Below are 20,798 nucleotides of genomic sequence, written 5' to 3'. Positions count from 1 at the left end.
GCCTGCTCGCGATGGACGCCAGAACACCGCGGGGTGTCAAACACCCTGCGTTATCGTTGACGTTTTTCGCGAGCAAGCTCGCTCCTACAGTTATTTCGACCTGTCTATACAAGCCCATCCGTCGAAACAAATGGATATAAAAGTCTATTTGTCATTTCCCGTGCTGTATCCTTAGCAAGCTTTCTAAAAGCGCGGATCTACCAGATCTGTCAACAGACTTAGCGAGGAGCGCGACTATGCACGAGATTCCTAATCTCCCCTTCCCAAGCCTGCACGTACCTGAGCAGACAACCACGCAACAAGCCGGTGCCCAAAAGCCCCAGCCGAAAGAAGCCACTGACAGCCGCCAGGCTGACAGCGAAGACTGAAACACCCGCCGTACAGACCGTGTGGAAAGCGCTAACATGCGCTTTCCACACTGCCTGAACCGTGAGCCCTCCCCCATGACCGATGAATTCAGCGAAGAGCAAGCCAGCGTTCTGATCGGCACCGCCGAGAAAATGATCGAGATCTGGAACCGCCTCTCTCCCGAAAAACAAGCTGCGTTACTCGCCCGCTTCGGCAGCGAAGAAAATGCGCTCGCCGCCCTGGTCACCACGCAACTGGTAGCGCCCGCCAAGCCCTGACGGATCCGTCAGGCAAATAGTTTTACTTTTTACCCTCCACGAACGTTTGCACCGTTATCATAAGCAGCCTATCTAATCCTGCTTTCCCGTGGACTTCTCCCCATGTCAGAAAACCAGCGCCCCCTGGCGGTCACGCTGCAAGTTGTCTCCATCGTCCTGTTCACCTTTATCGGCTACCTGAATATCGGCATTCCCCTGGCGGTATTGCCCGGCTACGTCCACAGCGACCTGGGCTTCGGCGCGGTGATTGCGGGGCTGGTGATCAGCGTGCAATACCTCGCCACCCTGCTCAGCCGTCCCTACGCCGGGAAGATCATCGATAACAAGGGCAGCAAACTGGCAGTGATGTATGGCCTGGCCGGTTGCGGTTTGAGCGGCGTGTTCATGCTGATTTCGGCATGGACCCACAACCTTCCCATGCTGAGCCTGCTCAGCCTGCTGCTCGGCCGCCTGGTGCTCGGCAGCGCGGAAAGCCTGGTGGGTTCCGGCTCCATTGGCTGGGGCATCGGCCGGGTCGGTCCGGCGAACACCGCCAAGGTCATCTCCTGGAACGGCATCGCCAGCTACGGCGCACTGGCGGTCGGCGCTCCGCTGGGCGTATGGCTGGTCGGTCAACTGGGCTTGTGGAGCATGGGCGTGAGCATTGTGCTGCTGGCCATGCTCGGGCTGCTGCTGGCCTGGCCAAAAACCGCCGCGCCCATCGTGGTCGGTGAACGCTTGCCGTTCATGCACGTGCTTGGGCGGGTGCTGCCCCACGGTTGCGGCCTGGCGTTGGGCTCCATCGGTTTCGGCACCATCGCCACGTTCATCACCCTGTATTACGCCACCCGGCACTGGGATAACGCGGTGTTGTGCCTGAGCCTGTTCGGCGCCAGCTTCATCGGCGCGCGGCTGTTGTTTGGCAACCTGATCAATCGCCTGGGAGGCTTTCGCGTGGCGATTGCCTGCCTGTCGGTGGAAACCCTGGGCCTGTTGCTGCTGTGGCTGGCACCCGATGCCCACTGGGCACTGGCGGGCGCGGCGTTGAGCGGCTTTGGCTTCTCCCTGGTGTTTCCGGCGCTGGGGGTGGAAGCGGTCAATCTGGTGCCCGCGTCGAGTCGTGGTGCGGCCGTCGGCGCTTATTCACTGTTCATTGATTTGTCGTTGGGGATCACCGGGCCATTGGCCGGCGCGGTGGCGGCGGGGTTCGGTTTTGCGTCGATCTTCCTGTTCGCCGCGCTGGCCGCGATCAGCAGCCTGATGCTCTGCATTTACCTGTACCGGCAGGCGCCGAAGCATCGCGAAGCCCGCGGCTAGAAATCAACCTTGCCGCGCCCGGCCTTGATGTTGCCGCGTTTGCTCTTGGATTCGAGCCGACGGGTCTTCGAACCGAGGGTCGGCTTGGTCGGGCGGCGCTTCTTTTCGACCTTGGTGGCACTGAGTATCAACTCGACCAGACGCTCCAGCGCATCGGCGCGGTTCTGCTCCTGGGTACGATATTGCTGGGCCTTGATGATCAACACCCCTTCGCTGGTGATGCGACTGTCGCGCAACGCCAGCAGCCGCTCCTTGTAGAACTCGGGCAAGGACGAGGCCGGGATATCGAAGCGCAGGTGCACGGCGCTGGAGACCTTGTTGACGTTCTGCCCACCGGCGCCCTGGGCGCGGATGGCCGTCAACTCGATCTCGGCATCCGGCAACTGCACGTTGTTGGAAATCACCAGCATGGCAAATCACTACCTCAGGTCTATGCGTCATCTAAACAAAAATGCCCGTATCTGGCGATACGGGCATTTTTTGTTTAGCCAGGGTGCTTATTCAGCAGCCGGCTCTTGCGGCTTGCGGCGCTTGAGCGGGGCCATGCCGTCCTTGCTGACCAGCGACGGCGCTTCGGCCTTCGGACGGTTGGCGCTCTTGCGCTTGGTCGGTGTCTTGGCGGCGACTTTTTTCTTGTCGCCCTTGGCGTCGGTCTTTTTCTTCTTCACACCGACAGCCTTGCCCGAGGCCTTGACCTTCTTCGGTCCGCCGTAGGTGCCTTTGACTTCCTTGATGGTGCGGCGCTCGAAGCTTTGCTTGAGGTAGCGCTCGATGCTCGACATCAGGTTCCAGTCGCCGTGGCAGATCAGCGAGATCGCCAGGCCATCGTTGCCGGCGCGGCCGGTACGACCGATACGGTGGACGTATTCGTCACCGCTGCGTGGCATGTCGAAGTTGATCACCAGGTCCAGGCCATCGACGTCCAGGCCGCGAGCCGCAACGTCGGTCGCCACGAGGATCTTCACCCCGCCCTGCTTCAGACGGTCGATCGCCAGTTTGCGATCTTTCTGGTCCTTGTCGCCGTGCAGCACGAATGCCTTGTATTCCTGTGCCACCAGGCGCCCGTAGATACGGTCAGCCATGGCCCGGGTGTTGGTGAAGACGATGGCCTTCTGATAGGTCTCGTTGGCCAGCAACCAGTTGACGATCTGTTCTTTGTGCTGGTTGTGGTCGGCGGTGATGATTTGCTGACGGGTGGTTTCGTTCAGCTGGCTGACCGCGTTGAGCTGCAGGTGCTCGGGGTTGTTCAATACCTTGGCGACCATCTCGCGCAGGCCCGAACCACCGGTGGTGGCGGAAAACAGCATGGTCTGCTGACGATTGGTGCACTCGTCCACCAGACGCTGCACGTCTTCGGCGAAGCCCATGTCGAGCATGCGGTCGGCTTCGTCGAGCACCAGCACTTCGACTTCCTTGAGGTCAAGGTTGCCGGCGTTCAGTTGCTCGATCATCCGGCCCGGCGTACCGATCAGGATGTCCGGCACCTTGCGCAGCATGGCGGCCTGGACCTTGAAGTCTTCACCGCCGGTAATCAGGCCGGACTTGATGAAGGTGAACTGCGAGAAGCGCTCAACTTCTTTCAAGGTCTGCTGGGCCAGTTCGCGGGTTGGCAGCAGGATCAGGGTCTTGATGCTGACGCGGATTTTGGCCGGGCCGATCAGGCGGTTGAGGATCGGCAAAACGAAGGCGGCGGTTTTGCCGCTGCCGGTTTGCGCTGTCACCCGCAGGTCACGTCCCTGGAGCGCCAGCGGAATAGCCGCTGCTTGCACAGGCGTTGGCTCGACAAATTTCAGTTCGGCCACGGCTTTGAGCAGGCGTTCGTGCAGGGCGAATTCGGAAAACACGGGTGCTACCTCGAAGAAATACAAAAAATCAGCTGCATAGGGTAACGGTTTCGAGCGCGTAGGCCGAGTTTCTTTATGCAATCGACAGCAAACAGTGGCTTTTTTGTTGCCTGATTTGTCCCGGAACGTAATACAAAGCGTCTTAAATGCTCTAATCGCCCGTCGCGCCTTACAGAAGAATCGTTTCTCCCATGGATATCAAACAGCTCTGGCTCAACGCCCAAGACCTTTGGGGTGCCCTCGATCAGCACCCGCTCCTGCATGCCAGCCTGGTATTGGTCGTGCTTTTGGTGATCGCCCTGGTGCTCGGACGAGTGGCACGCTATCTGATTCTGCATGCCAGCCGAATGCTCGGTCGTCAGCCTGCCTTGCACTGGATCAACGACTTTCGCCACAACAAGGTGTTCCAGCGCCTGGCACAGATGACGCCGTCGCTGGTGATCCAGTTCGGCCTGCACCTGGTGCCGGAGCTGAGCAAAACCGCGATGATCTTTCTCGGCAACGTGGCGCTGGCGTTCACCATCCTGTTCCTGATGCTGGCGGTGAGCGCGCTGCTCAGTGCCTTGCTCGACATCTACGCCCGCACTGAGCACGCGCGCACCCGCTCGATCAAAGGCTACGTGCAACTGACCAAGATGGTCTTGTATGTGTTCGGGGCAATCATCATCGTCGCCACCCTGATCGACCGCTCGCCGTTGTTGTTGCTGTCGGGTCTGGGTGCCATGTCGGCAGTGATTCTATTGGTCTACAAGGACACCCTGCTGTCCTTCGTTGCCAGCGTGCAATTGACCAGCAACGACATGCTGCGGGTCGGCGACTGGATCGAAATGCCACAGGTCGGCGCCGATGGCGATGTGGTGGACATCACCCTGCACACGGTGAAGGTGCAGAACTTCGACAAGACCATCGTTTCCATCCCGACCTGGCGCCTGATGTCCGAGTCGTTCAAGAACTGGCGTGGCATGCAGCAATCCGGTGGTCGACGGATCAAGCGCAGCCTGTTCATCGACGCCAGCGGTGTGCGATTCATCCGCGATGACGAAGAGCAGAAACTGTCCCAGGTGCATTTGCTGACGGACTACATCAGCCGCAAACAGGCTGAACTCAAGGCCTGGAATGAAGCCCAGGGCAACGTCGCAGCCATGTCGGCCAACCGTCGGCGCATGACCAACATCGGGACATTTCGCGCCTATGCCCTGGCGTACCTGAAGAGTCACCCGGAGGTCCAGCCGAACATGACCTGCATGGTTCGGCAGATGCAGACCACAGCCCAGGGCATTCCGCTGGAAATCTACTGTTTCACCCGCACCACGGCATGGGCCGATTACGAGCGAATCCAGGGGGATATTTTCGACTACCTGCTGGCGGTGCTGCCAGAGTTCGGGTTAAGCCTCTATCAGCAGCCCAGCGGCACGGATTTACGCGCCGGCTTGTTGCCGGCAGTGCTGGGTGCCAGCCATATTCCCGAGCCGGAAAAACACATCATGTAGCACCCGTCTTGCGGCGCGCATCATCAATGGCGCCGTTGCGGTCATAATTTATCGAGCACCCACTGTTGAACGGCGGCTGTATCGTTTATATCCCCGTCAAAAATGAACCGGGGATCATAACTTTGATTATTGCCTCGCGTTCGGCCTCTCCATACCTTTAACGGTAGCCAGAACCGGGCGCCACTCGGCAACGTTTGAGCGCCAATATCGATATAAAGCGTATCGGCGCTCGTGGGTAAACCAAAATGAATAACCCCCGGAACAGCAAGCACGACGTCCGCAAAATCGAGACAGGCACTTGCGCAAAATGAGTCAGTCACCAGTGCAAGCTGACCGTTGAAACCCTGGTCATTGGCGCCTCTCGCGCCCTCTTGATCAACCGAAGAAGTGCCCGGCTGTCGCAACCAGTCTTTTTTCTGGTGAAGGGCAGATTCCATCGATCGGGTTAAACCGAAAACAAACCTATACGGCTCACTGTTTTTCCCATAGTCGCTTTCCATGGCAGTGAGCGCTTTATTGAGCGTTGAGAGCGCAAAAGGCGAAACACGCCACATCGCATACGCATGAGAAGACTCATCCAGGCTTTTTACCCGCTGCGAGCCTAATAGAGCAGACAGTATTTCAGCCCCCACCAAACTGTTACCGCCGCGATTACCTCGTGTATCAAGCACCACCACCCTGGCATCATCGATACGCTTGATGGCTTCGAGCATTTTATCGAGGGAAGCATTCTCGGCGGCTGACGGCATGAAGTTTGATGCCTGTATCCAATACCGCCCGCCTCCCAGATCCTGGAGGGTTTGGGGTGGTTGTGGCTGACGCAGTAAAGCTTCCAACTGCCCGTGATCTTCTTGCCATAACAGAGAAAAGTGTTGCCTTGTTCCATTAGGGTGAACAACCAGACAACTTTTTGACAAGACCCTCGCCAGCACGGGGTAACTGGCATCATCGACCGTTAACTGTTTGGCCAAATGCATCCAGGTCGACGTTAGGTTCAGTCTGCGATCAACATAAGGCGATATATCGCTCTCCAGCATCTCGCGGACTGGTTTGTTATCACAGGCTATAACCCTGGAACCTAGCGGCGGTAACGGCACAGGCCAATTTTTAGCGACGTGCTTTACGACGAAATTCTGCCCCTGTATATCCAGAAGAAAGCCAGCCCAGGAAGAATTCCCTGAATTGTTTTGACTCAGGCCAAGGTGTCCGTCCTTGAAGCCGGCAATGTAAAAATCAAGTACGGCTTGGGAGTCTTTCCTTGAATTGACACGTTTGGACAGCTCACTCGCTTCCACAAAGCCCTGTTCAACCCAGTCTGTAAACGCCTGGTTATTACTGTCCAAGACGCCAGGATGAGCAGTGACGACCAGTTGCCGCATGACCAGAAGGTCATTGATCGTTGATTGCTTCCAATCTTTTGTACCCGCTTGTTCAGCCAACACAGCTTCTGGAATTGACACCATCAAGCCAGCCCACAGGCAGACACCCACAGCCATTGTTTTGCACGCATATTTCATGCTGCCATTCCCTTGGTTCTTCCGCTGTCCATGGCTTACCAGCCTGCTTGCGGGTCCAACTGCCGCACCCTGCGGCAGCGCCTACACGAATTTGGCTACGCGCCGGATGCCCAAACGACTGATCCACACCGCCAGCAGAATCACACCACCGCCAAGGAGCAACCGTCCCAGTTCTTCATGCTGATTCCAGATCAGCAGATTGATCAGCAATCCGACCGGCACATGCAGGTTGTTCATCACTGCCAATGTTCCGCCATTGACCAGGCACGCGCCTTTGTTCCACCAGTACAACCCCAAGGCAGTCGAGACCAGGCCGAGGAACAGCAGCACGCCCCATTGCAGCGGTGCTTCAGGCAGGAAGTTCTGTTTGCCGAACAACAGAAATGCCGGCAATGCCACCGCCAGCGCGCCCAGATAGAAGTAGCCGAAGCGCCGATAATGCGGCAGGTCGCTCGGGTGCCGCGCCACCAGATGCTTGTAGAGCACCTGCCCGGCGGCATAGGTGAAGTTGGCCAGCTGCAGCAACAGAAAGCCCATGAAGAAATCCGGGTTGATCCGGTCATATCGAATCACCGCCGCGCCCGCGACCGCCACCAGTGCAGCGATCAATGCCCAGGGATTGAAGCGGCGATTGAGCGCATCTTCGATCAGGGTTACGTGCAACGGCGTGAGGATGGTGAACAACAACACTTCCGGCACCGTCAACACACGGAAACTCAAGTACAGGCAAACGTAAGTCACACCAAACTGCAACGCGCCGATCAGCAACATGCCGCGCATGAAGGCCGGTTCCACCGAGCGCCAGCGCGTCAGTGGAATGAACACCAGCCCGGCCAGCAGCACGCGCACCAGTACCGCGAAGTAACTGTCGACATGACCGGCAAGGTATTCGCCGATCAGACTGAAGGAAAACGCCTGGATCAGCGTGACAAAAAGTAGATAGCCCATGCTCGCCTCGTTTCGAATGGCGGCGACGATAGCGGTTTTTGTCTTTCACTGCGAATCATCAGGCAACACACAAATTCCCTTGTGGGAGCGAGCCTGCTCGCGAAGAGGGAGTGTCAGTTGACATCATTGTTGCCTGACCCACCGCATTCGCGAGCAGGCTCGCTCCCACAGGGGTGAAGTGGATACTCCGTAAATCCCGGGCAAAAAAAAGCCCGATCTCGCTAAAGCGTTCAATCGGGCCAGGGCACTCAGGAGCAATAAGTGCAAAGGGAGGTTCGATGCGCGTACAGGCTTGAAGGGTTGCGCCAGGTCACTAGACCATCCAGTGATTATCTGGCGATTAACCGGTCAGGCCACCTGCGAAAGCTTGGCATTGGCCTGGTTCAGGCCCTTTTCCTGGAAGCCACCGCCCAGGTTCATGCCTTCGGCGTGAATGAACGTGACGTCGTGGATGCCGATGAAGCCCATGACCTGACGCAGGTAGGGTTCCTGGTGATCCGATGGCGCGCCGGCATGGATGCCGCCGCGAGCGGTCAGCACATAGGCGCGCTTGCCATTGAGCAAACCCTGGGGACCGGTTTCGGTGTACTTGAAGGTCACGCCGGCACGCAGCACATGATCGAGCCAGGCTTTGAGGGTGCTCGGAATGGCGAAGTTGTACATCGGTGCGGCCATGACCAGCACGTCGGCGGCCAGCAATTCGTCGGTCAACTGGTTGGAGCGTTCCAGGGACAGTTGTTCGATGTCACTGCGCTGATCGGCAGGTTTCATCCAGCCACCCAGCAGATTGATGTCCAGGTGCGGCACCGGGTTGACGGCCAGGTCACGAACGGTGATCTGGTCCTGAGGATGCGCGGCTTTCCACTGGTTGATGAAGGTCTGGGTCAGTTGACGGGAAACCGAGTCTTGCTGACGGGCACTGCTTTCGATGATCAGAACGCGGGACATGGGATGTAGGCTCCATCTGAGAATGCTGTAAGTCGATGGAGTGAAGGTTAAACAGAGTCATATCGATGAAAAAGCGCAAATAACTGCTATAACCCATCAATAAATTCGTTTATAAGCGGAGCATAGCCAGCTGGCCTGCTCCGCTGGAGGTCATTTCGGCTTGCAGGTCATGCTGATGTACAGCTTGATGATTTTGCGATTGAACTTGGCTGACAGGTCGGCGCTTTTGCCGGCATCCAGATTGACCCTGCGCGTCTTTGGCGATTCGGGGCCATTGCGGAACACCACCGCGCATTCGGCAGGGATCTCACCATAGTTGTTCACGGTGATCGAACCCAGATCGTAATCGGAGGCGTAAGTGGTGTAGTCGATCTTCAGGCCATTGAGTTCTTTTTGTACATCGATCGGATAAGCAAACGCAGTCAGCGGCAACATCGCCAGCAGCACAAAGCCTGATTTAAAAAAAAACAGTTTTTTCATTCAGCAGTCTCCAATAAGAACTGCGCAGCTTAGGACAAGAGGAGCTCCACATGAAAGCGCCCCGCGTGACCCTTGATCAATGGCGAACGCTTCAGGCCGTGGTCGACCACGGTGGTTTCGCCCAGGCCGCCGAAGCGCTGCACCGCTCGCAATCGTCAGTCAGTTACACCGTGGCGCGCATGCAGGACCAGCTCGGCGTGCCGCTGTTGCGCATCGACGGGCGCAAAGCGGTGCTCACCGAAGCCGGTGGCGTGCTGTTGCGCCGATCCCGGCAACTGGTGAAACAGGCCAGCCAGCTGGAAGACCTGGCCCACCACATGGAACAAGGCTGGGAAGCCGAAGTGCGCCTGGTGGTCGACGCCGCGTACCCCAACGCCCGCCTCGTCCGCGCGCTGACCGCGTTCATGCCGCAAAGCCGCGGCTGCCGGGTGCGTCTGCGCGAAGAGGTGTTGTCAGGCGTCGAGGAAGTATTACTGGAAGGCGTAGCCGATCTGGCCATCACTGGCTTTAGCATTCCGGGCTATCTTGGCGCGGAATTGAGCGACGTCGAATTCGTCGCGGTCGCCCACCCCGAACATCCCCTGCACCGCCTGAACCGTGAACTGAATTTCCAGGACCTGGAAAGCCAGATGCAGGTGGTGATCCGCGACTCCGGTCGCCAGCAACCGCGAGATGTCGGCTGGCTCGGCGCCGAACAACGCTGGACCGTCGGCAGCCTGGCCACCGCCGCCACCTTCGTCAGCAGTGGCTTGGGGTTCGCCTGGTTGCCCAGGCACATGATTGAACGCGAACTTCGAGAAGGCACGCTCAAGCTGCTACCGTTGGATCAGGGCGGGAGCCGCAACCCGAGTTTTTACCTGTATTCGAACAAGGACAAACCGCTCGGGCCGGCAACCCAGATCCTCATCGAACTGCTGCGCACTTTCGACACTGCGCCGCTGGACGCACCTTTCGCGGCCCCTGAACAAGCCTGACACGGAGTGTACCCATGGCCTATTTCGAACACGAAGGTTGTAACCTGCACTATGAGGAATATGGCCACGGCACGCCGTTGCTGCTGGTCCACGGCCTGGGTTCCAGCACGCTGGACTGGGAAAAACAGATCCCCGCGCTGGCGACGCGCTACCGGGTGATCGTCCCCGATGTACGCGGTCACGGTCGCTCCGACAAACCTCGCGAGCGCTACAGCATCGCCGGGTTCAGCGCCGATCTCGTCGCACTGATCGAGCATCTGAATCTCGGCCCGACCCATTACGTGGGCTTGTCCATGGGCGGCATGATCGGCTTTCAACTGGCCGTGGATCAGCCGCAATTGCTCAAGAGCCTGTGCATCGTCAACAGCGCGCCCGAAGTCAAACTGCGCAGCCGCGATGATTACTGGCAGTGGTTCAAACGCTGGAGCCTCATGCGCGTCCTCAGCCTGCGCACCATTGGCGAGGCGCTGGGCGGCAAATTGTTCCCCAAGCCCGAGCAGGCGGATTTGCGACAAAAGATGGCCGACCGCTGGGCAAAAAACGACAAACATGCTTATCTCGCCAGCTTCGATGCAATCGTTGGCTGGGGGGTTCAGGAACGACTGTCGAAGGTGTCCTGTCCAACCCTCATCGTCAGCGCCGACCGTGACTACACACCGGTCTCGCTGAAGGAAAACTACACAAGACTGCTGCCCGATGCGCGGCTGGTGGTGATCGCCGATTCCCGTCACGCCACGCCGCTGGACCAGCCCGAACGCTTCAACCAGACACTGCTCGAGTTTCTCACCGCAGTCGATACCACCCCACTCAGGATCACTGACCCATGCTGAAAAAAATCGCCCTCGCCGCCGGCTCCGTTCTGTTTGCCGCCAACCTGATGGCGGCAACGCCTGCCACGGCGCCGCATGTCCTGCTGGAAACCACCAATGGCCCAATCGAAATCGAACTGGACCCGGTCAAGGCCCCGATCAGTACCAAGAACTTTCTTGATTACGTGGACAGCGGCTTCTACAACAACACGATTTTCCACCGCGTGATTCCGGGCTTCATGGTCCAGGGCGGCGGCTTCACCCAACAAATGCAGCAAAAAGACACCAAGGCGCCGATCAAGAACGAGCACAAGAACGGCCTGGCCAACGTTCGCGGCACCTTGTCCATGGCCCGTACCTCGGTGCCGGATTCGGCCACCAGCCAGTTCTTCATCAACGTCAAGGACAACGATTTCCTCGATCAGGGTGACGGCTACGCGGTGTTCGGCAAAGTGGTCAAAGGCATGGATGTGGTCGACATCATCGTCAATACGCCCACCACCATGCGTGGCGGCATGAAGGATGTGCCGGCCGACCCGGTGTTCATCAAGTCGGCCAAACGCATCGACTAAGACTAAGCTGGACAAGGATGTCCGAGCTTTTGCCGGTTTAACCGGCAAGGCTCAAACCGTTTAAAGGAGTGCCCGTTCGCGGGTGGAAAACCGATGCTTTATCGCCGTTTTGAAAAACTGATCGACATCTTTCGCGATGCCCCGACAGCCGCTCCCCCGGACCGGGTCCTGCCCTTCTATACCTATTACCTCAAGCAGGTCTGGCCGAGTTTCGTGGCCCTGCTGATCGTCGGCCTGTTCGCCGCGCTGATCGAAGTGGCGCTGTTCAGCTACCTGAGCCGCATCATCGACCTGGCACAGGGCACCCCAAACGCCAACCTTTTCAAGGAACACGGCGTTGAACTGGCCTGGATGGTGGTGGTGGCGCTGATCCTGCGTCCGGTGTTCGTCGGGCTGCATGACTTGCTGGTGCACCAGACCCTGAGCCCCAGCATGACCAGCCTGATCCGCTGGCAAAACCACAGTTACGTGCTCAAGCAGAGCCTGAATTTTTTCCAGAACGACTTCGCCGGGCGCATCGCTCAACGCATCATGCAGACCGGCAACTCCCTGCGCGATTCGGCCGTGCAAGCGGTGGATGCGCTGTGGCACGTGCTGATCTATGCCATCAGCTCGCTGGTGCTGTTCGCCGAAGCCGACTGGCGCCTGATGATCCCGTTGCTGACCTGGATCGTTACCTTTATCAGCGCCCTCTACTACTTCGTACCCCGGGTCAAGGATCGCTCGGTGGTCGCTTCCGATGCTCGTTCCAAACTCATGGGGCGGATCGTCGATGGCTACACCAACATCACCACCCTGAAGCTGTTCGCCCACACCCATTTCGAGCAGCAATACGCCCGCGAAGCGATCAAGGAACAAACCGAAAAAGCCCAACTCGCCGGCCGTGTCGTCACCAGCATGGACGTGGTCATCACCAGCATGAACGGCCTGTTGATCGTCTGTACCACCGGGCTGGCCCTGTGGCTGTGGACACAGTCACTGATCACCGTGGGCGCGATTGCCCTGGCCACCGGACTGGTGATTCGTATCGTCAACATGTCCGGGTGGATCATGTGGGTGGTCACCGGCATCTTCGAAAACATCGGCATGGTCCAGGACGGTTTGCAGAGTATTTCGCAACCGGTCAGCGTGACCGACCGCGACCAGGCCAAACCGCTAAACGTGGCCCGTGGCGAAGTGCGCTTCGAGGACGTGGACTTTCACTACGGCAAGCAGAGCGGGATCATCGGCGGGCTCAACCTGACGATCAAACCCGGTGAAAAGATCGGCCTGATCGGTCCGTCGGGCGCCGGCAAGTCGACACTGGTCAACCTGCTGCTGCGCCTCTACGACGTGGAAGGCGGGAAGATTCTCATCGATGGCCAGAACATCGCCGACGTCAGCCAGGAAAGCCTGCGCGAACGCATCGGCATGATCACCCAGGACACGTCCCTGCTGCATCGCTCGATCCGCGACAACCTGCTTTACGGCAAACCCGACGCCACCGATATCGAACTCTGGGAGGCGGTGCACAAGGCGCGGGCCGATGGCTTCATTCCCACCTTGTCGGATGCCGAAGGCCGCATCGGTTTCGATGCCCATGTCGGTGAGCGGGGGGTGAAACTCTCCGGCGGCCAGCGTCAGCGGATCGCCATCGCCCGTGTGCTGCTCAAGGACGCGCCGATCCTGATCATGGACGAAGCCACCTCGGCACTGGATTCGGAAGTCGAAGCGGCGATCCAGGAAAGCCTGGAAACCCTGATGCAGGGCAAAACCGTGATTGCCATCGCCCACCGGCTCTCGACCATCGCCCGGATGGACCGCCTGGTGGTATTGGAAAACGGCAAGATCGCCGAAACCGGCAACCATGCCGAACTGCTGGCCCTGGGCGGTTTGTATGCGCGGTTGTGGCAGCACCAGACGGGTGGGTTTGTCGGGATCGATTAACTATCACCAATAACCCTGTGGGAGCGAGCCTGCTCGCGAAAGCGGTGTATCAGTCGACAAACTTGCTGTCTGACACTCCGTCTTCGCGAGCAGGCTCGCTCCTACAATGGTTTGTGTGAAATTCAGCCCTGCCGATATGGCAACGCCATCCGCGCATCCTCGGCATAGGCCAGCACACCCACCCGTTCCTGATGCAGGAAATCTTTGACCGCGGCTTTCAAGCCTGGATGACGCAGGTAATGCCATGAATGGGTGATCACCGGTTCGAAGCCGCGAATCAACTTATGCTCACCCTGGGCGCCGGCGTCGAAGCGCTGGAAGCCGTTGGCAATCGCGTAGTCCATGCCCTGGTAGAAACAGGTTTCAAAGTGCAGGCGATCGAACTCCGCCAGGCAGCCCCAATAACGGCCATAAAAACTGTCACCCCCCACCAGACTGAACGCCATCGCCACCGGCCGAGCACCCTGTTTGGCCAATACCACGCGTATCGACTGCGGCATGCGCTCGGCCAGCAAGCTGAAAAACGCTCGTGTCAGATAGGGTCGTTGCCGACGCACTGCGTAGGTATTGGCGTAGCAGGCATAGACAAAATCCCACTGCACCTGGGTCAGTTGCCGACCTTCAAGCCATTCGAACTCAAACCCCTGCCCCGCCACTTGCTCGCGCTCTTTGCGCATCTGTTTGCGTTTGCGTGAACTCAGGGCATCGAGGAAATCCTGGAAGTCCCGATAGCCGCGATTGTGCCAGTGATACTGACAGCCGATGCGTTGCAACCAACCCGGTTGTTCGGCCAATGCGGCATCGGTGAACGGGTCGGTGAAATTGATGTGGGCGCTGGAGAGTTGTTCAATCTCCAGATAGCCCGGCAGGCTTTTCAATAATTCAAAACCGTCTTCCACGCTCGCTGCCAGCAAACGCGGACCGCTGACCGGGCTGAACGGCACGGCGGTCAGGAGCTTGGGGTAGTAATCAATGCCGGCGCGCTCACAGGCATCGGCCCAGGCGTGGTCAAACACGTACTCGCCGTAGGAGTGCCATTTACGGTAGCTGGGCAATGCCGCGATCAGTCGATCGCCTTCGACATGCAGCAAATGTTCAGGCTGCCAGCCGGAATGAGGGCCCACGCTGCCGCTGTCTTCCAGTGCGCTCAGGAACGCGTGACACAGAAACGGCTGAGTCTCGGGCACCAGGGCGTCCCACGTGTGCGGGTCGATTTCGGACAGATTTTGCAGGCGTTGCAACGGCATCACCATCCTCACTTATTCGTGGTGTGAAAGCCCCGCGAGTATCGCCTATCGCCATCCTTTGCACACGATCAAATCGACGACAGCGCTCTAGCTCAATAGTTCGGGACGACTTTGTATCGTCATCGACATGCCATCACATTGCCACCGCTCTGTCATAAACCATCGCGATACTGGCGCCTGTTTTTAGAGCGCCGGGTTATACCCGGTCACTGTTTTCCGTCCATCAATGGTCGGTTGTGCCCTGGATGGCTCAGTCATCCACTCTCATCTTCGGAGATTGATATGCGTCTTGCTTCCACGAAAACTGCGGCGGCCCTGTGTGGTGGCCTGCTGCTGGCCATGAGTGTTCCGGCCAGCGCCGCAGTCGACGCCAAACTGCTCGACATGCTTAAGGCTAACGGCTCGATTACCAACGCGCAGTACAGCGAACTGCAAGCCGAGCTGGCCAGGGACCAAAAAGACCAGCAAATCGCCCGCCAGGCTCAGCAAGAGACCAATGAGCAGATCGCGGCAACCGCGAAGAAAACCAATGAGCTGAGCACCTTCGACCAGAAACTGGCCTGGGCTGCCAAGACCCAATTCAAGGGCGACGTGCGTTTCCGTCAGGAGACCGTCAAGAACGATGGCGTTCCCAACAACAAAGACCAGGATCGCCAACGCATTCGTGTCCGCCTGGGCGCCTACAGCGAAATCAACCCGCAAGTCGATACCGGTATCCGTATCGCCACCGGCAACAACGACGACCCTCGCTCCACCAACCAGAGCCTGGACAACTACTTCGACAAGAAGCAGATCTGGCTGGACCAGGGTTACGTGGATTACCACCCAGACGCCATCAAAAACCTGCACGTGGTTGGCGGCAAGATGCCACAGCAATGGGTGAGCATGGGCGACGTCATCTGGGATAGCGACATCAGCCCGGAAGGTCTGTCGCTGTCGTACAAGTACCCGCTGAGCGGCAGCACCGAGCTGTTCGGTAGCGCCGGTCACTACACCCTCAAGGACAACGTCGACGGCGAGGGCGTGCAGTTCAAACACGACCTGCGTCTGTATGCGGGTCAGTTGGGTGCGCGCTTCGCCCTCACCGACAACCTGAAGTTCACCTTGGGTGGCAGCATCTACAGCTACGACAACGACGACAACATCACCCCGGTCCCAGGCGTCATCCCAGGTCAGTTGGCTATCAACGGCAACAGCCCGAACGAACAGTTCAAGCTGTACGAAGGTTTTGGTCAGCTCGACATCGGCGGCCTGCCAGTACCGCTGTCGCTGTACGGTCAGTACGTCGACAACAAAGATGCCAGCAACGATCAGGACACCGCCTGGCTGGCCGGCGTCAAGACCAAGTTCTACGGTTTCGCAGTGGACTACAACTACCGCGACGTACAGCGTAACTCTGTAGTTGGCGCCTTCACCGACTCCGACTTCGCCAACGGCTTTACCGGTTCGCGCGGCAGCAAGCTGAAAGTGAGCTACGAGCTGGACAAGAACTTCGCCCTGGGTGCCACGTACTTCATGGCGACCTCCGACCAGACCAACGCCAACATCAACAAGAAAGATTCGGACATCAACACCCTGCAACTGGATGCCGAAGCGAAATTCTGATTTCCCGCTATACGGCTCGGGCAAGGAAGCCCGAGTCGCTTTTACAGCCTGGCGTTGGTCTGACGGTCCCCATCATCCGTCCGCCGGATCAACGCGAGTCTGTTTTCTTCTTCCCCTGCGTAATCCTTCCTGACTCAGCGACGGTCTTCGACCCGGGCCTGACTCTTGCTCCAGTCGGTCAACAAGCTGTACGCCACCGCCAGCAACGTCGGACCAATGAACAGACCGATGAAGCCGAATGCAATCAACCCGCCAAACACCCCCAGCAGCACGATCACCAACGGCAAATTCCCGCCGCGGCTGATCAGGTAGGGCTTGAGGACGTTGTCCACGCCGCTGATGATGAATGTGCCCCAAATGCCGAGGAACACCGCCAGCCCGTACTCCCCTTTCCAGACCAGCCATGCCGTGGCCGGAATCCACACCAGTGGTGGCCCCATGGGAATCAGGCTGAGCAGGAACGTGGCGATGCCGAGCACCAGCGCCCCCGGCACTCCGGCAATCAGGAATCCGATCAGCGCCAGCACCGCCTGGGCCGCAGCCGTGCCGATCACTCCGTTGACCACCCGTTGCACCGTGCCCGCCACCAACTCGATGTAATAACCGGCACGGTGACCGATCAGGCGCTCCAGCAAGCTATGAACAAACGCCGCCAGCCGTGGCCCGTCGCGGTAGAAAAAGAACACGAAGACAATGCTCAAGGTCAGTTCGAGAATACCGCCGCCAATCTGCGCACTGCGCGCCAGCAACCAGTTCCCGACCTGCCCGAAATAGGGCTTGAGCGACACTATCATCGCCGCGCCCTGCTGATCGACACTGTTCCAGATCCCCACCAGACGCCCGCCCACCAACGGAACGCTGCCCAGCCAGACCGGGGCCTCTGGCAGGCCATCGACCTGCACATCCTTGATGAACGCCACGGCATCGCGGACATGATCCGCCAGGTTGAACCCCAGCCACACCAGTGGTGCCGCCACCAACACCATCCAGCCCACAGTCAACAGCGCTGCCGCCAGGGATTCGCGGCCATTGAGCCAACGGGTCAGCAGGCGCATCAACGGCCAACTGGCAAACGCCAGCACCGCGCCCCAGAACAACGCAGACCAGAACGGCGCCATCACCCAGAAACTCGCACCGAACAGCACCACGAGCAGGATCTGCACCAACAGCCGATCGTTATTGATCATTGGAAATCTCGAATAAATCAGTCAGCAAAAGAGTAGGCGAACGCTTCGACAAGCGTTCACCTGATAAAGCTTATCGCAGCAGTTCAATGTGCAGGCCAGAGCCTTCGACACGACCGGTTTCCGTCCGCGCCGCACGCACGCCCTGGTCGATCAACGCCTGACGCCAGGCTTCGGCATTCGGTCCGGAAACACTGACCCGTAGCGTCGTGTCCAGATTCAGGCCTCGGGAGATCAGGCGCAACCAGGTGTCATCAGGCGCCTGGGTCAGGTTGGGGAAATCGAGTTCGCCCGTGCTTTTGAGTTCACGCAGCAAGGTCGCGGAGGTCGGCAGCAGAACACCCAGCGGTGCGGCAGCGTCGAATTGCTCAACGTGCAGGTAGGCTTTGCGATTGCCGCGGGTGATGCTGTAAAGCGCCACCAGTGTGTTGTCTTTCGGTGCCGCCAGGCGCAACAGCAGGTACGCCTGTTCGTTGTCCGAGCCGTAGAGTTTGGCGTTGCCGAACACCTCGTTGGCCCACAGGCTGCTCTCGCCGCAATCACGGGCCTGGCACCAGAACAGCAACTGGGCGTCCTGCTTCTGCAACGCTTCGCGAGCAGCGGTGAAGGCGTCGATGGATGAATGTTCCGGCGGCAACTCATAGGTTACCGACGTGGTGCTGCCACGGGCACTGACCTGGCCATCGAAGCGTAACTGGCCGCTGATCTTGCGGATCGAACCGAGCGGATAAATCCGTTCAAGTTCGGCCGCCGGGCGATAGTCGATGATCTGTGCATCGGCCATGCGGGGCAGGATCGGCAGGTCCTGACTGCCAGGTAGATCAGCGGCAAACAACAGGGGACTGAAACTGCACAGCACCAGCAGATTGAGGGAACGCATCGATAGACTCATCGGATCAGCATGGCCTGGGCACCCTTGACGACGCTGGCGTCATCGGTGCGTTCAGGAATCAGCAAACCACGCTGCACCGCTGGCCGCGCTTCCAGGGTCGCCATCCAGCGTTGCAACGCCATCAGTCCATCCACCGGAACACCGGACCACTCGTAGCCTCGTACCCAGGGGAACGTCGCAATGTCGGCGATGCTGTACTCGCCGGCCAGAAACTCGACGGTTTGCAGGCGCGTATCGAGCACTTCGTAGAGGCGTCGGGTTTCATGCTGATAGCGATCGATGGCGCCCTGGAGTTTTTCCGGAAAGTAACGGAAAAACACGTTGGCCTGGCCCTGCATCGGGCCGATACCGCCCATCTGGAACATCAGCCACTGCAACGCGACCGAGCGCCCCTTGGGGTCGGCGGGCAATAATTTGCCAGTCATTTCAGCGAGGTAAATCAGGATGGCGCCGGATTCGAACACGGCGAAATCGCCGTTGGCGCGATCGACAATCGCCGGGATCCGGCCATTGGGGTTGATCTTGAGGAAGTCCGGGGACTTCTGTTCCTTCTTGTCGAAACTCAAGGCATGCACAGTGTAAGGCAGGCCGAGTTCCTCGAGCACGATAGAGACCTTGTGGCCATTCGGGGTCGCAGCGGTGTACAGATCTATCATGGTTGTCTCCCATTTCAACCCGCCCAGCCTCGACAGTTGCCCGGTGCAAGTCAAGGAATGGCGAAGAACCGATTGAAACAGTCTGCGACAAGATCGGCACCGGGCTCGTCATTCAGGTGCAAATGATGGCCGCCTGGCAGCTGTTCACGGCTAAAGGGTAGACGCTCCAGCAATTCGGGATGTTTGGCGAGCATGCCATCGGCGGCAACCACCAGTTTTGCAGGGCACGCGACGCGTTGGACGAAGGCCATGGCCTGCTCGGTGGTCAGCCGCAGTGGCGATGGCAGCGTGAGGCGATTGTCGGTGCGCCAGGTGTAACCGCCCGGCACCGGCATCAAGCCACGCCGGGCCAGCAACTCGGCGGCTTCGCGGCTGACCGCCACCAATCCCTTCATGCGTGCCTCGATGGCCCGTTCGAGGGTGCTGTAGACCGGTTTGCTCTTCTCCCGCAGATCCAGTTGCGCCTGCAGGGCCATGCCCATGCGCTCGGCAGCATTTTCGCCTTTGTCGGTAGGAGGAATGACGCCGTCGATCAACGCCAGATGCGTGACACGCTCCGGCAATGACCCGGCAATGATCAGCGAAGCGATCGCCCCCATGGAATGCCCCATCAGTGCAAACCGTTTCAAGCCCAGCTGTTCGGCGACTTGCAACACATCGTGGGCATAGTCCCACATGGCATAGCCGGCACCGGCCGGGCGATGCCCGGAGTGACCGTGGCCGGCCATGTCCAGGGCAATGATGCGCAGGCCTTTGAGCTTCGGCGCCAGCCGGGCGAAGCTATTGGCATTGTCGAGCCAGCCGTGCAGGGCAATCACCGGCAACCCGTCTTCGGGGCCGAACAGGTGTGCCGCCAACTCGATGTGCGGCAGGCTCAGGCGGATTTCTTCGACGACGTTGCTCATGCGCAATCCTGCTGGCGACCGTCCCAGCGACTGAACAGGTTTTTCAGCATCGCGGCAGTGTCCTGAGGCCGTTCAAGGGGAAACATGTGGCCCCCGGGCATGGTCAGGGTTTCGCCCAGCGGCATGCGCCCAACGGAACTGGCTTGATAGCGCATCACCACCCGGCTCTTGCGGCCGCGAACCAGTGCCAGTGGCACTTTCAATTGCCCGGTTCGGCCAGGGCTGGTGTGGGGCACGCCACGGTAAATGCTGATTTCCGTGGCCGGGTCAAAACGCAGGCGCAACTTGTCGCCGACCTGCTGCAAACCGTATTGCAGATAGGCGTCGAAACACTCCGGGTCGAAACCGCGAAACAGGGTTTTGCCGGCGAAATAACGACGGGCGCTTTCGAGATCGGCGAACTCTTCGCGTCGCCCCAGGGTACGGCCAGCGGGCGTCAGTTTGTCGATGAAACCGAATCGCTTGGCTGCGCGGATCACCCATTGGTCGGCACGGGACAGTACCGGCGAGTCGAGCATGACCACGCCGCGATACAACTCGGGGCAACGCAACGCTGCGTGCAGATGCAGTACACCGCCGAAGGAATGGCCAACGCCCCAGACCGGCTCGGCCTGTTGCTGCACGTGATGGATCAACTCATCCACCAGGTTGTACCAGTTGTCATCCGCCGGGAACCGCGGGTCATGGGCATGCTGCTCCAGATGCGACACCTGATACTCGGGCGCCAGCGCCGCGAACAATTTGCCGTAGGTACCCGAAGGAAAACCATTGGCGTGGGCGAAAAATATCTGTTGCGACATAACCGGCAAATCCATGAGCGAGATCAGGCGTTGATTGTCCGTAAGACCGCGTACTACAGCAATGACCGTAACTGACAGG

General features: G+C 59.0%; 20 protein-coding genes and 1 pseudogene. 9 read left to right on the top strand and 12 right to left on the bottom strand.

The genetic code is table 11. From position 1 onward, the window contains the following. The first annotated feature begins 236 nt into the window (after positions 1-236). The 3 genes from BJ917_RS32435 to BJ917_RS27225 all read left to right on the top strand — a co-directional run bounded on the left by BJ917_RS32435 (position 237) and on the right by BJ917_RS27225 (position 1,922). Positions 237-368 carry a hypothetical protein gene (locus BJ917_RS32435; RefSeq protein ID WP_256658579.1) on the top strand — a complete coding sequence of 44 codons (132 nt, stop codon included), beginning with the start codon at positions 237-239 and terminating at the stop codon, positions 366-368. Positions 369-443: 75 nt separating this feature from the next. Next, positions 444-626, top strand: a complete 183-nt coding sequence (locus BJ917_RS27230; RefSeq protein WP_096509527.1) for a hypothetical protein — start codon at positions 444-446, stop codon at positions 624-626. 102 nt (positions 627-728) lie between these two features. After that, entirely contained in the window at positions 729-1,922 is a 1,194-nt protein-coding gene (locus BJ917_RS27225; RefSeq protein ID WP_121105523.1) for an MFS transporter, read from the top strand. Here the strand turns inward: BJ917_RS27225 and arfB are convergent. Together arfB and BJ917_RS27215 are read right to left on the bottom strand one after the other, a co-directional pair. Next, positions 1,919-2,332: an alternative ribosome rescue aminoacyl-tRNA hydrolase ArfB gene (gene arfB, locus BJ917_RS27220; RefSeq protein ID WP_096509525.1), complete on the bottom strand. Its 414-nt coding sequence runs from the start codon at positions 2,330-2,332 to the stop codon at positions 1,919-1,921. The two genes, BJ917_RS27225 and arfB, sit on opposite strands and share 4 nt — an antisense overlap. An 87-nt stretch (positions 2,333-2,419) precedes the next feature. After that, positions 2,420-3,766 (bottom strand): DEAD/DEAH box helicase, encoded by a 1,347-nt coding sequence (locus BJ917_RS27215; RefSeq protein WP_096509524.1) that lies wholly within the window; start codon positions 3,764-3,766, stop codon positions 2,420-2,422. Positions 3,767-3,957: 191 nt separating this feature from the next. Between BJ917_RS27215 and BJ917_RS27210 the strand changes: the two genes are divergently transcribed. Then, complete coding sequence (locus BJ917_RS27210) at positions 3,958-5,256, top strand: mechanosensitive ion channel family protein (protein WP_121105521.1); 1,299 nt, start codon at positions 3,958-3,960, stop codon at positions 5,254-5,256. Positions 5,257-5,297: 41 nt separating this feature from the next. Here the strand turns inward: BJ917_RS27210 and BJ917_RS27205 are convergent, their stop codons facing one another. From BJ917_RS27205 to BJ917_RS27190, 4 genes are all read right to left on the bottom strand, one after another. Next, on the bottom strand, positions 5,298-6,773 hold the full coding sequence (locus BJ917_RS27205; RefSeq protein ID WP_121105519.1) for a S41 family peptidase: 1,476 nt from the start codon (positions 6,771-6,773) through the stop codon (positions 5,298-5,300). Positions 6,774-6,854: 81 nt separating this feature from the next. Continuing rightward, entirely contained in the window at positions 6,855-7,721 is an 867-nt protein-coding gene (locus BJ917_RS27200; protein ID WP_096509521.1) for a carboxylate/amino acid/amine transporter, read from the bottom strand. 348 nt (positions 7,722-8,069) lie between these two features. Continuing rightward, positions 8,070-8,669, bottom strand: a complete 600-nt coding sequence (locus BJ917_RS27195) for an FMN-dependent NADH-azoreductase (RefSeq protein WP_096509520.1) — start codon at positions 8,667-8,669, stop codon at positions 8,070-8,072. Positions 8,670-8,819: 150 nt separating this feature from the next. After that, a complete protein-coding gene (locus BJ917_RS27190) occupies positions 8,820-9,149 on the bottom strand; it encodes a 3-phosphoglycerate kinase (RefSeq protein WP_096509519.1) in 330 nt (109 codons plus the stop codon). Between the two features lie 50 nt (positions 9,150-9,199). Here BJ917_RS27190 and BJ917_RS27185 point away from each other — a divergent pair, with 50 nt between their 5' ends. The 4 genes and pseudogenes from BJ917_RS27185 (at position 9,200) to BJ917_RS27170 (ending at position 13,430) form a co-directional block, all read left to right on the top strand. Beyond that, on the top strand, positions 9,200-10,123 hold the full coding sequence (locus BJ917_RS27185; protein WP_121105518.1) for a LysR family transcriptional regulator: 924 nt from the start codon (positions 9,200-9,202) through the stop codon (positions 10,121-10,123). Positions 10,124-10,137: 14 nt separating this feature from the next. Beyond that, a pseudogene (locus BJ917_RS27180) lies at positions 10,138-10,943 on the top strand (alpha/beta fold hydrolase). A 3-nt stretch (positions 10,944-10,946) separates the two neighbouring features. Next, complete coding sequence (locus tag BJ917_RS27175) at positions 10,947-11,504, top strand: peptidylprolyl isomerase (protein ID WP_096509516.1); 558 nt, start codon at positions 10,947-10,949, stop codon at positions 11,502-11,504. A gap of 93 nt (positions 11,505-11,597) precedes the next feature. Further along, entirely contained in the window at positions 11,598-13,430 is a 1,833-nt protein-coding gene (locus BJ917_RS27170; RefSeq protein WP_096509515.1) for an ABC transporter ATP-binding protein, read from the top strand. 122 nt (positions 13,431-13,552) lie between these two features. Here the strand turns inward: BJ917_RS27170 and BJ917_RS27165 are convergent, their stop codons facing one another. Further along, a complete protein-coding gene (locus BJ917_RS27165; protein WP_096515222.1) occupies positions 13,553-14,677 on the bottom strand; it encodes a GNAT family N-acetyltransferase in 1,125 nt (374 codons plus the stop codon). Between the two features lie 282 nt (positions 14,678-14,959). Between BJ917_RS27165 and BJ917_RS27160 the strand changes: the two genes are divergently transcribed. Beyond that, complete coding sequence (locus tag BJ917_RS27160; protein WP_096509514.1) at positions 14,960-16,282, top strand: putative porin; 1,323 nt, start codon at positions 14,960-14,962, stop codon at positions 16,280-16,282. Between the two features lie 134 nt (positions 16,283-16,416). Here the strand turns inward: BJ917_RS27160 and BJ917_RS27155 are convergent, their stop codons facing one another. The 5 genes from BJ917_RS27155 to BJ917_RS27135 all read right to left on the bottom strand — a co-directional run bounded on the left by BJ917_RS27155 (position 16,417) and on the right by BJ917_RS27135 (position 20,719). After that, on the bottom strand, positions 16,417-17,469 hold the full coding sequence (locus tag BJ917_RS27155; RefSeq protein WP_121105516.1) for an AI-2E family transporter: 1,053 nt from the start codon (positions 17,467-17,469) through the stop codon (positions 16,417-16,419). Between the two features lie 70 nt (positions 17,470-17,539). Next, complete coding sequence (locus BJ917_RS27150) at positions 17,540-18,346, bottom strand: DUF4892 domain-containing protein (RefSeq protein ID WP_096509512.1); 807 nt, start codon at positions 18,344-18,346, stop codon at positions 17,540-17,542. An 8-nt stretch (positions 18,347-18,354) separates the two neighbouring features. After that, entirely contained in the window at positions 18,355-19,014 is a 660-nt protein-coding gene (locus tag BJ917_RS27145; RefSeq protein WP_121105514.1) for a glutathione S-transferase family protein, read from the bottom strand. 50 nt (positions 19,015-19,064) lie between these two features. Then, positions 19,065-19,919 carry an alpha/beta hydrolase gene (locus tag BJ917_RS27140; protein ID WP_121105512.1) on the bottom strand — a complete coding sequence of 285 codons (855 nt, stop codon included), beginning with the start codon at positions 19,917-19,919 and terminating at the stop codon, positions 19,065-19,067. Continuing rightward, the gene (locus BJ917_RS27135; protein ID WP_096509509.1) at positions 19,916-20,719 is read right to left on the bottom strand and encodes an alpha/beta fold hydrolase; all 804 of its coding nucleotides are present in this window, start codon (positions 20,717-20,719) and stop codon (positions 19,916-19,918) included. The genes BJ917_RS27140 and BJ917_RS27135 overlap by 4 nt, the downstream gene beginning before the upstream one ends. Between the last annotated feature and the right edge of the window lie 79 nt (positions 20,720-20,798).

The organism is Pseudomonas sp. WPR_5_2, from assembly GCF_003634475.1.
GTDB lineage: Bacteria > Pseudomonadota > Gammaproteobacteria > Pseudomonadales > Pseudomonadaceae > Aquipseudomonas > Aquipseudomonas izuensis.
Note: the sequence above shows the minus strand (reverse complement) of the source record. Positions and strands in the feature narration are given on the sequence as shown.

What these genes read in the sequence shown, in the direction of transcription:
- BJ917_RS32435 (WP_256658579.1), top strand. Translation starts at nt 237, where the DNA reads ATGCACGAGATTCCTAATCTCCCCTTCCCAAGCCTGCACGTACCTGAG.
- BJ917_RS27230 (WP_096509527.1), top strand. Translation starts at nt 444, where the DNA reads ATGACCGATGAATTCAGCGAAGAGCAAGCCAGCGTTCTGATCGGCACC.
- BJ917_RS27225 (WP_121105523.1), top strand. Translation starts at nt 729, where the DNA reads ATGTCAGAAAACCAGCGCCCCCTGGCGGTCACGCTGCAAGTTGTCTCC.
- arfB (WP_096509525.1), bottom strand. Translation starts at nt 2,332, where the DNA reads ATGCTGGTGATTTCCAACAACGTGCAGTTGCCGGATGCCGAGATCGAG.
- BJ917_RS27210 (WP_121105521.1), top strand. Translation starts at nt 3,958, where the DNA reads ATGGATATCAAACAGCTCTGGCTCAACGCCCAAGACCTTTGGGGTGCC.
- BJ917_RS27205 (WP_121105519.1), bottom strand. Translation starts at nt 6,773, where the DNA reads ATGAAATATGCGTGCAAAACAATGGCTGTGGGTGTCTGCCTGTGGGCT.
- BJ917_RS27200 (WP_096509521.1), bottom strand. Translation starts at nt 7,721, where the DNA reads ATGGGCTATCTACTTTTTGTCACGCTGATCCAGGCGTTTTCCTTCAGT.
- BJ917_RS27195 (WP_096509520.1), bottom strand. Translation starts at nt 8,669, where the DNA reads ATGTCCCGCGTTCTGATCATCGAAAGCAGTGCCCGTCAGCAAGACTCG.
- BJ917_RS27190 (WP_096509519.1), bottom strand. Translation starts at nt 9,149, where the DNA reads ATGAAAAAACTGTTTTTTTTTAAATCAGGCTTTGTGCTGCTGGCGATG.
- BJ917_RS27185 (WP_121105518.1), top strand. Translation starts at nt 9,200, where the DNA reads ATGAAAGCGCCCCGCGTGACCCTTGATCAATGGCGAACGCTTCAGGCC.
- BJ917_RS27175 (WP_096509516.1), top strand. Translation starts at nt 10,947, where the DNA reads ATGCTGAAAAAAATCGCCCTCGCCGCCGGCTCCGTTCTGTTTGCCGCC.
- BJ917_RS27170 (WP_096509515.1), top strand. Translation starts at nt 11,598, where the DNA reads ATGCTTTATCGCCGTTTTGAAAAACTGATCGACATCTTTCGCGATGCC.
- BJ917_RS27165 (WP_096515222.1), bottom strand. Translation starts at nt 14,677, where the DNA reads ATGCCGTTGCAACGCCTGCAAAATCTGTCCGAAATCGACCCGCACACG.
- BJ917_RS27160 (WP_096509514.1), top strand. Translation starts at nt 14,960, where the DNA reads ATGCGTCTTGCTTCCACGAAAACTGCGGCGGCCCTGTGTGGTGGCCTG.
- BJ917_RS27155 (WP_121105516.1), bottom strand. Translation starts at nt 17,469, where the DNA reads ATGATCAATAACGATCGGCTGTTGGTGCAGATCCTGCTCGTGGTGCTG.
- BJ917_RS27150 (WP_096509512.1), bottom strand. Translation starts at nt 18,346, where the DNA reads ATGCGTTCCCTCAATCTGCTGGTGCTGTGCAGTTTCAGTCCCCTGTTG.
- BJ917_RS27145 (WP_121105514.1), bottom strand. Translation starts at nt 19,014, where the DNA reads ATGATAGATCTGTACACCGCTGCGACCCCGAATGGCCACAAGGTCTCT.
- BJ917_RS27140 (WP_121105512.1), bottom strand. Translation starts at nt 19,919, where the DNA reads ATGAGCAACGTCGTCGAAGAAATCCGCCTGAGCCTGCCGCACATCGAG.
- BJ917_RS27135 (WP_096509509.1), bottom strand. Translation starts at nt 20,719, where the DNA reads ATGTCGCAACAGATATTTTTCGCCCACGCCAATGGTTTTCCTTCGGGT.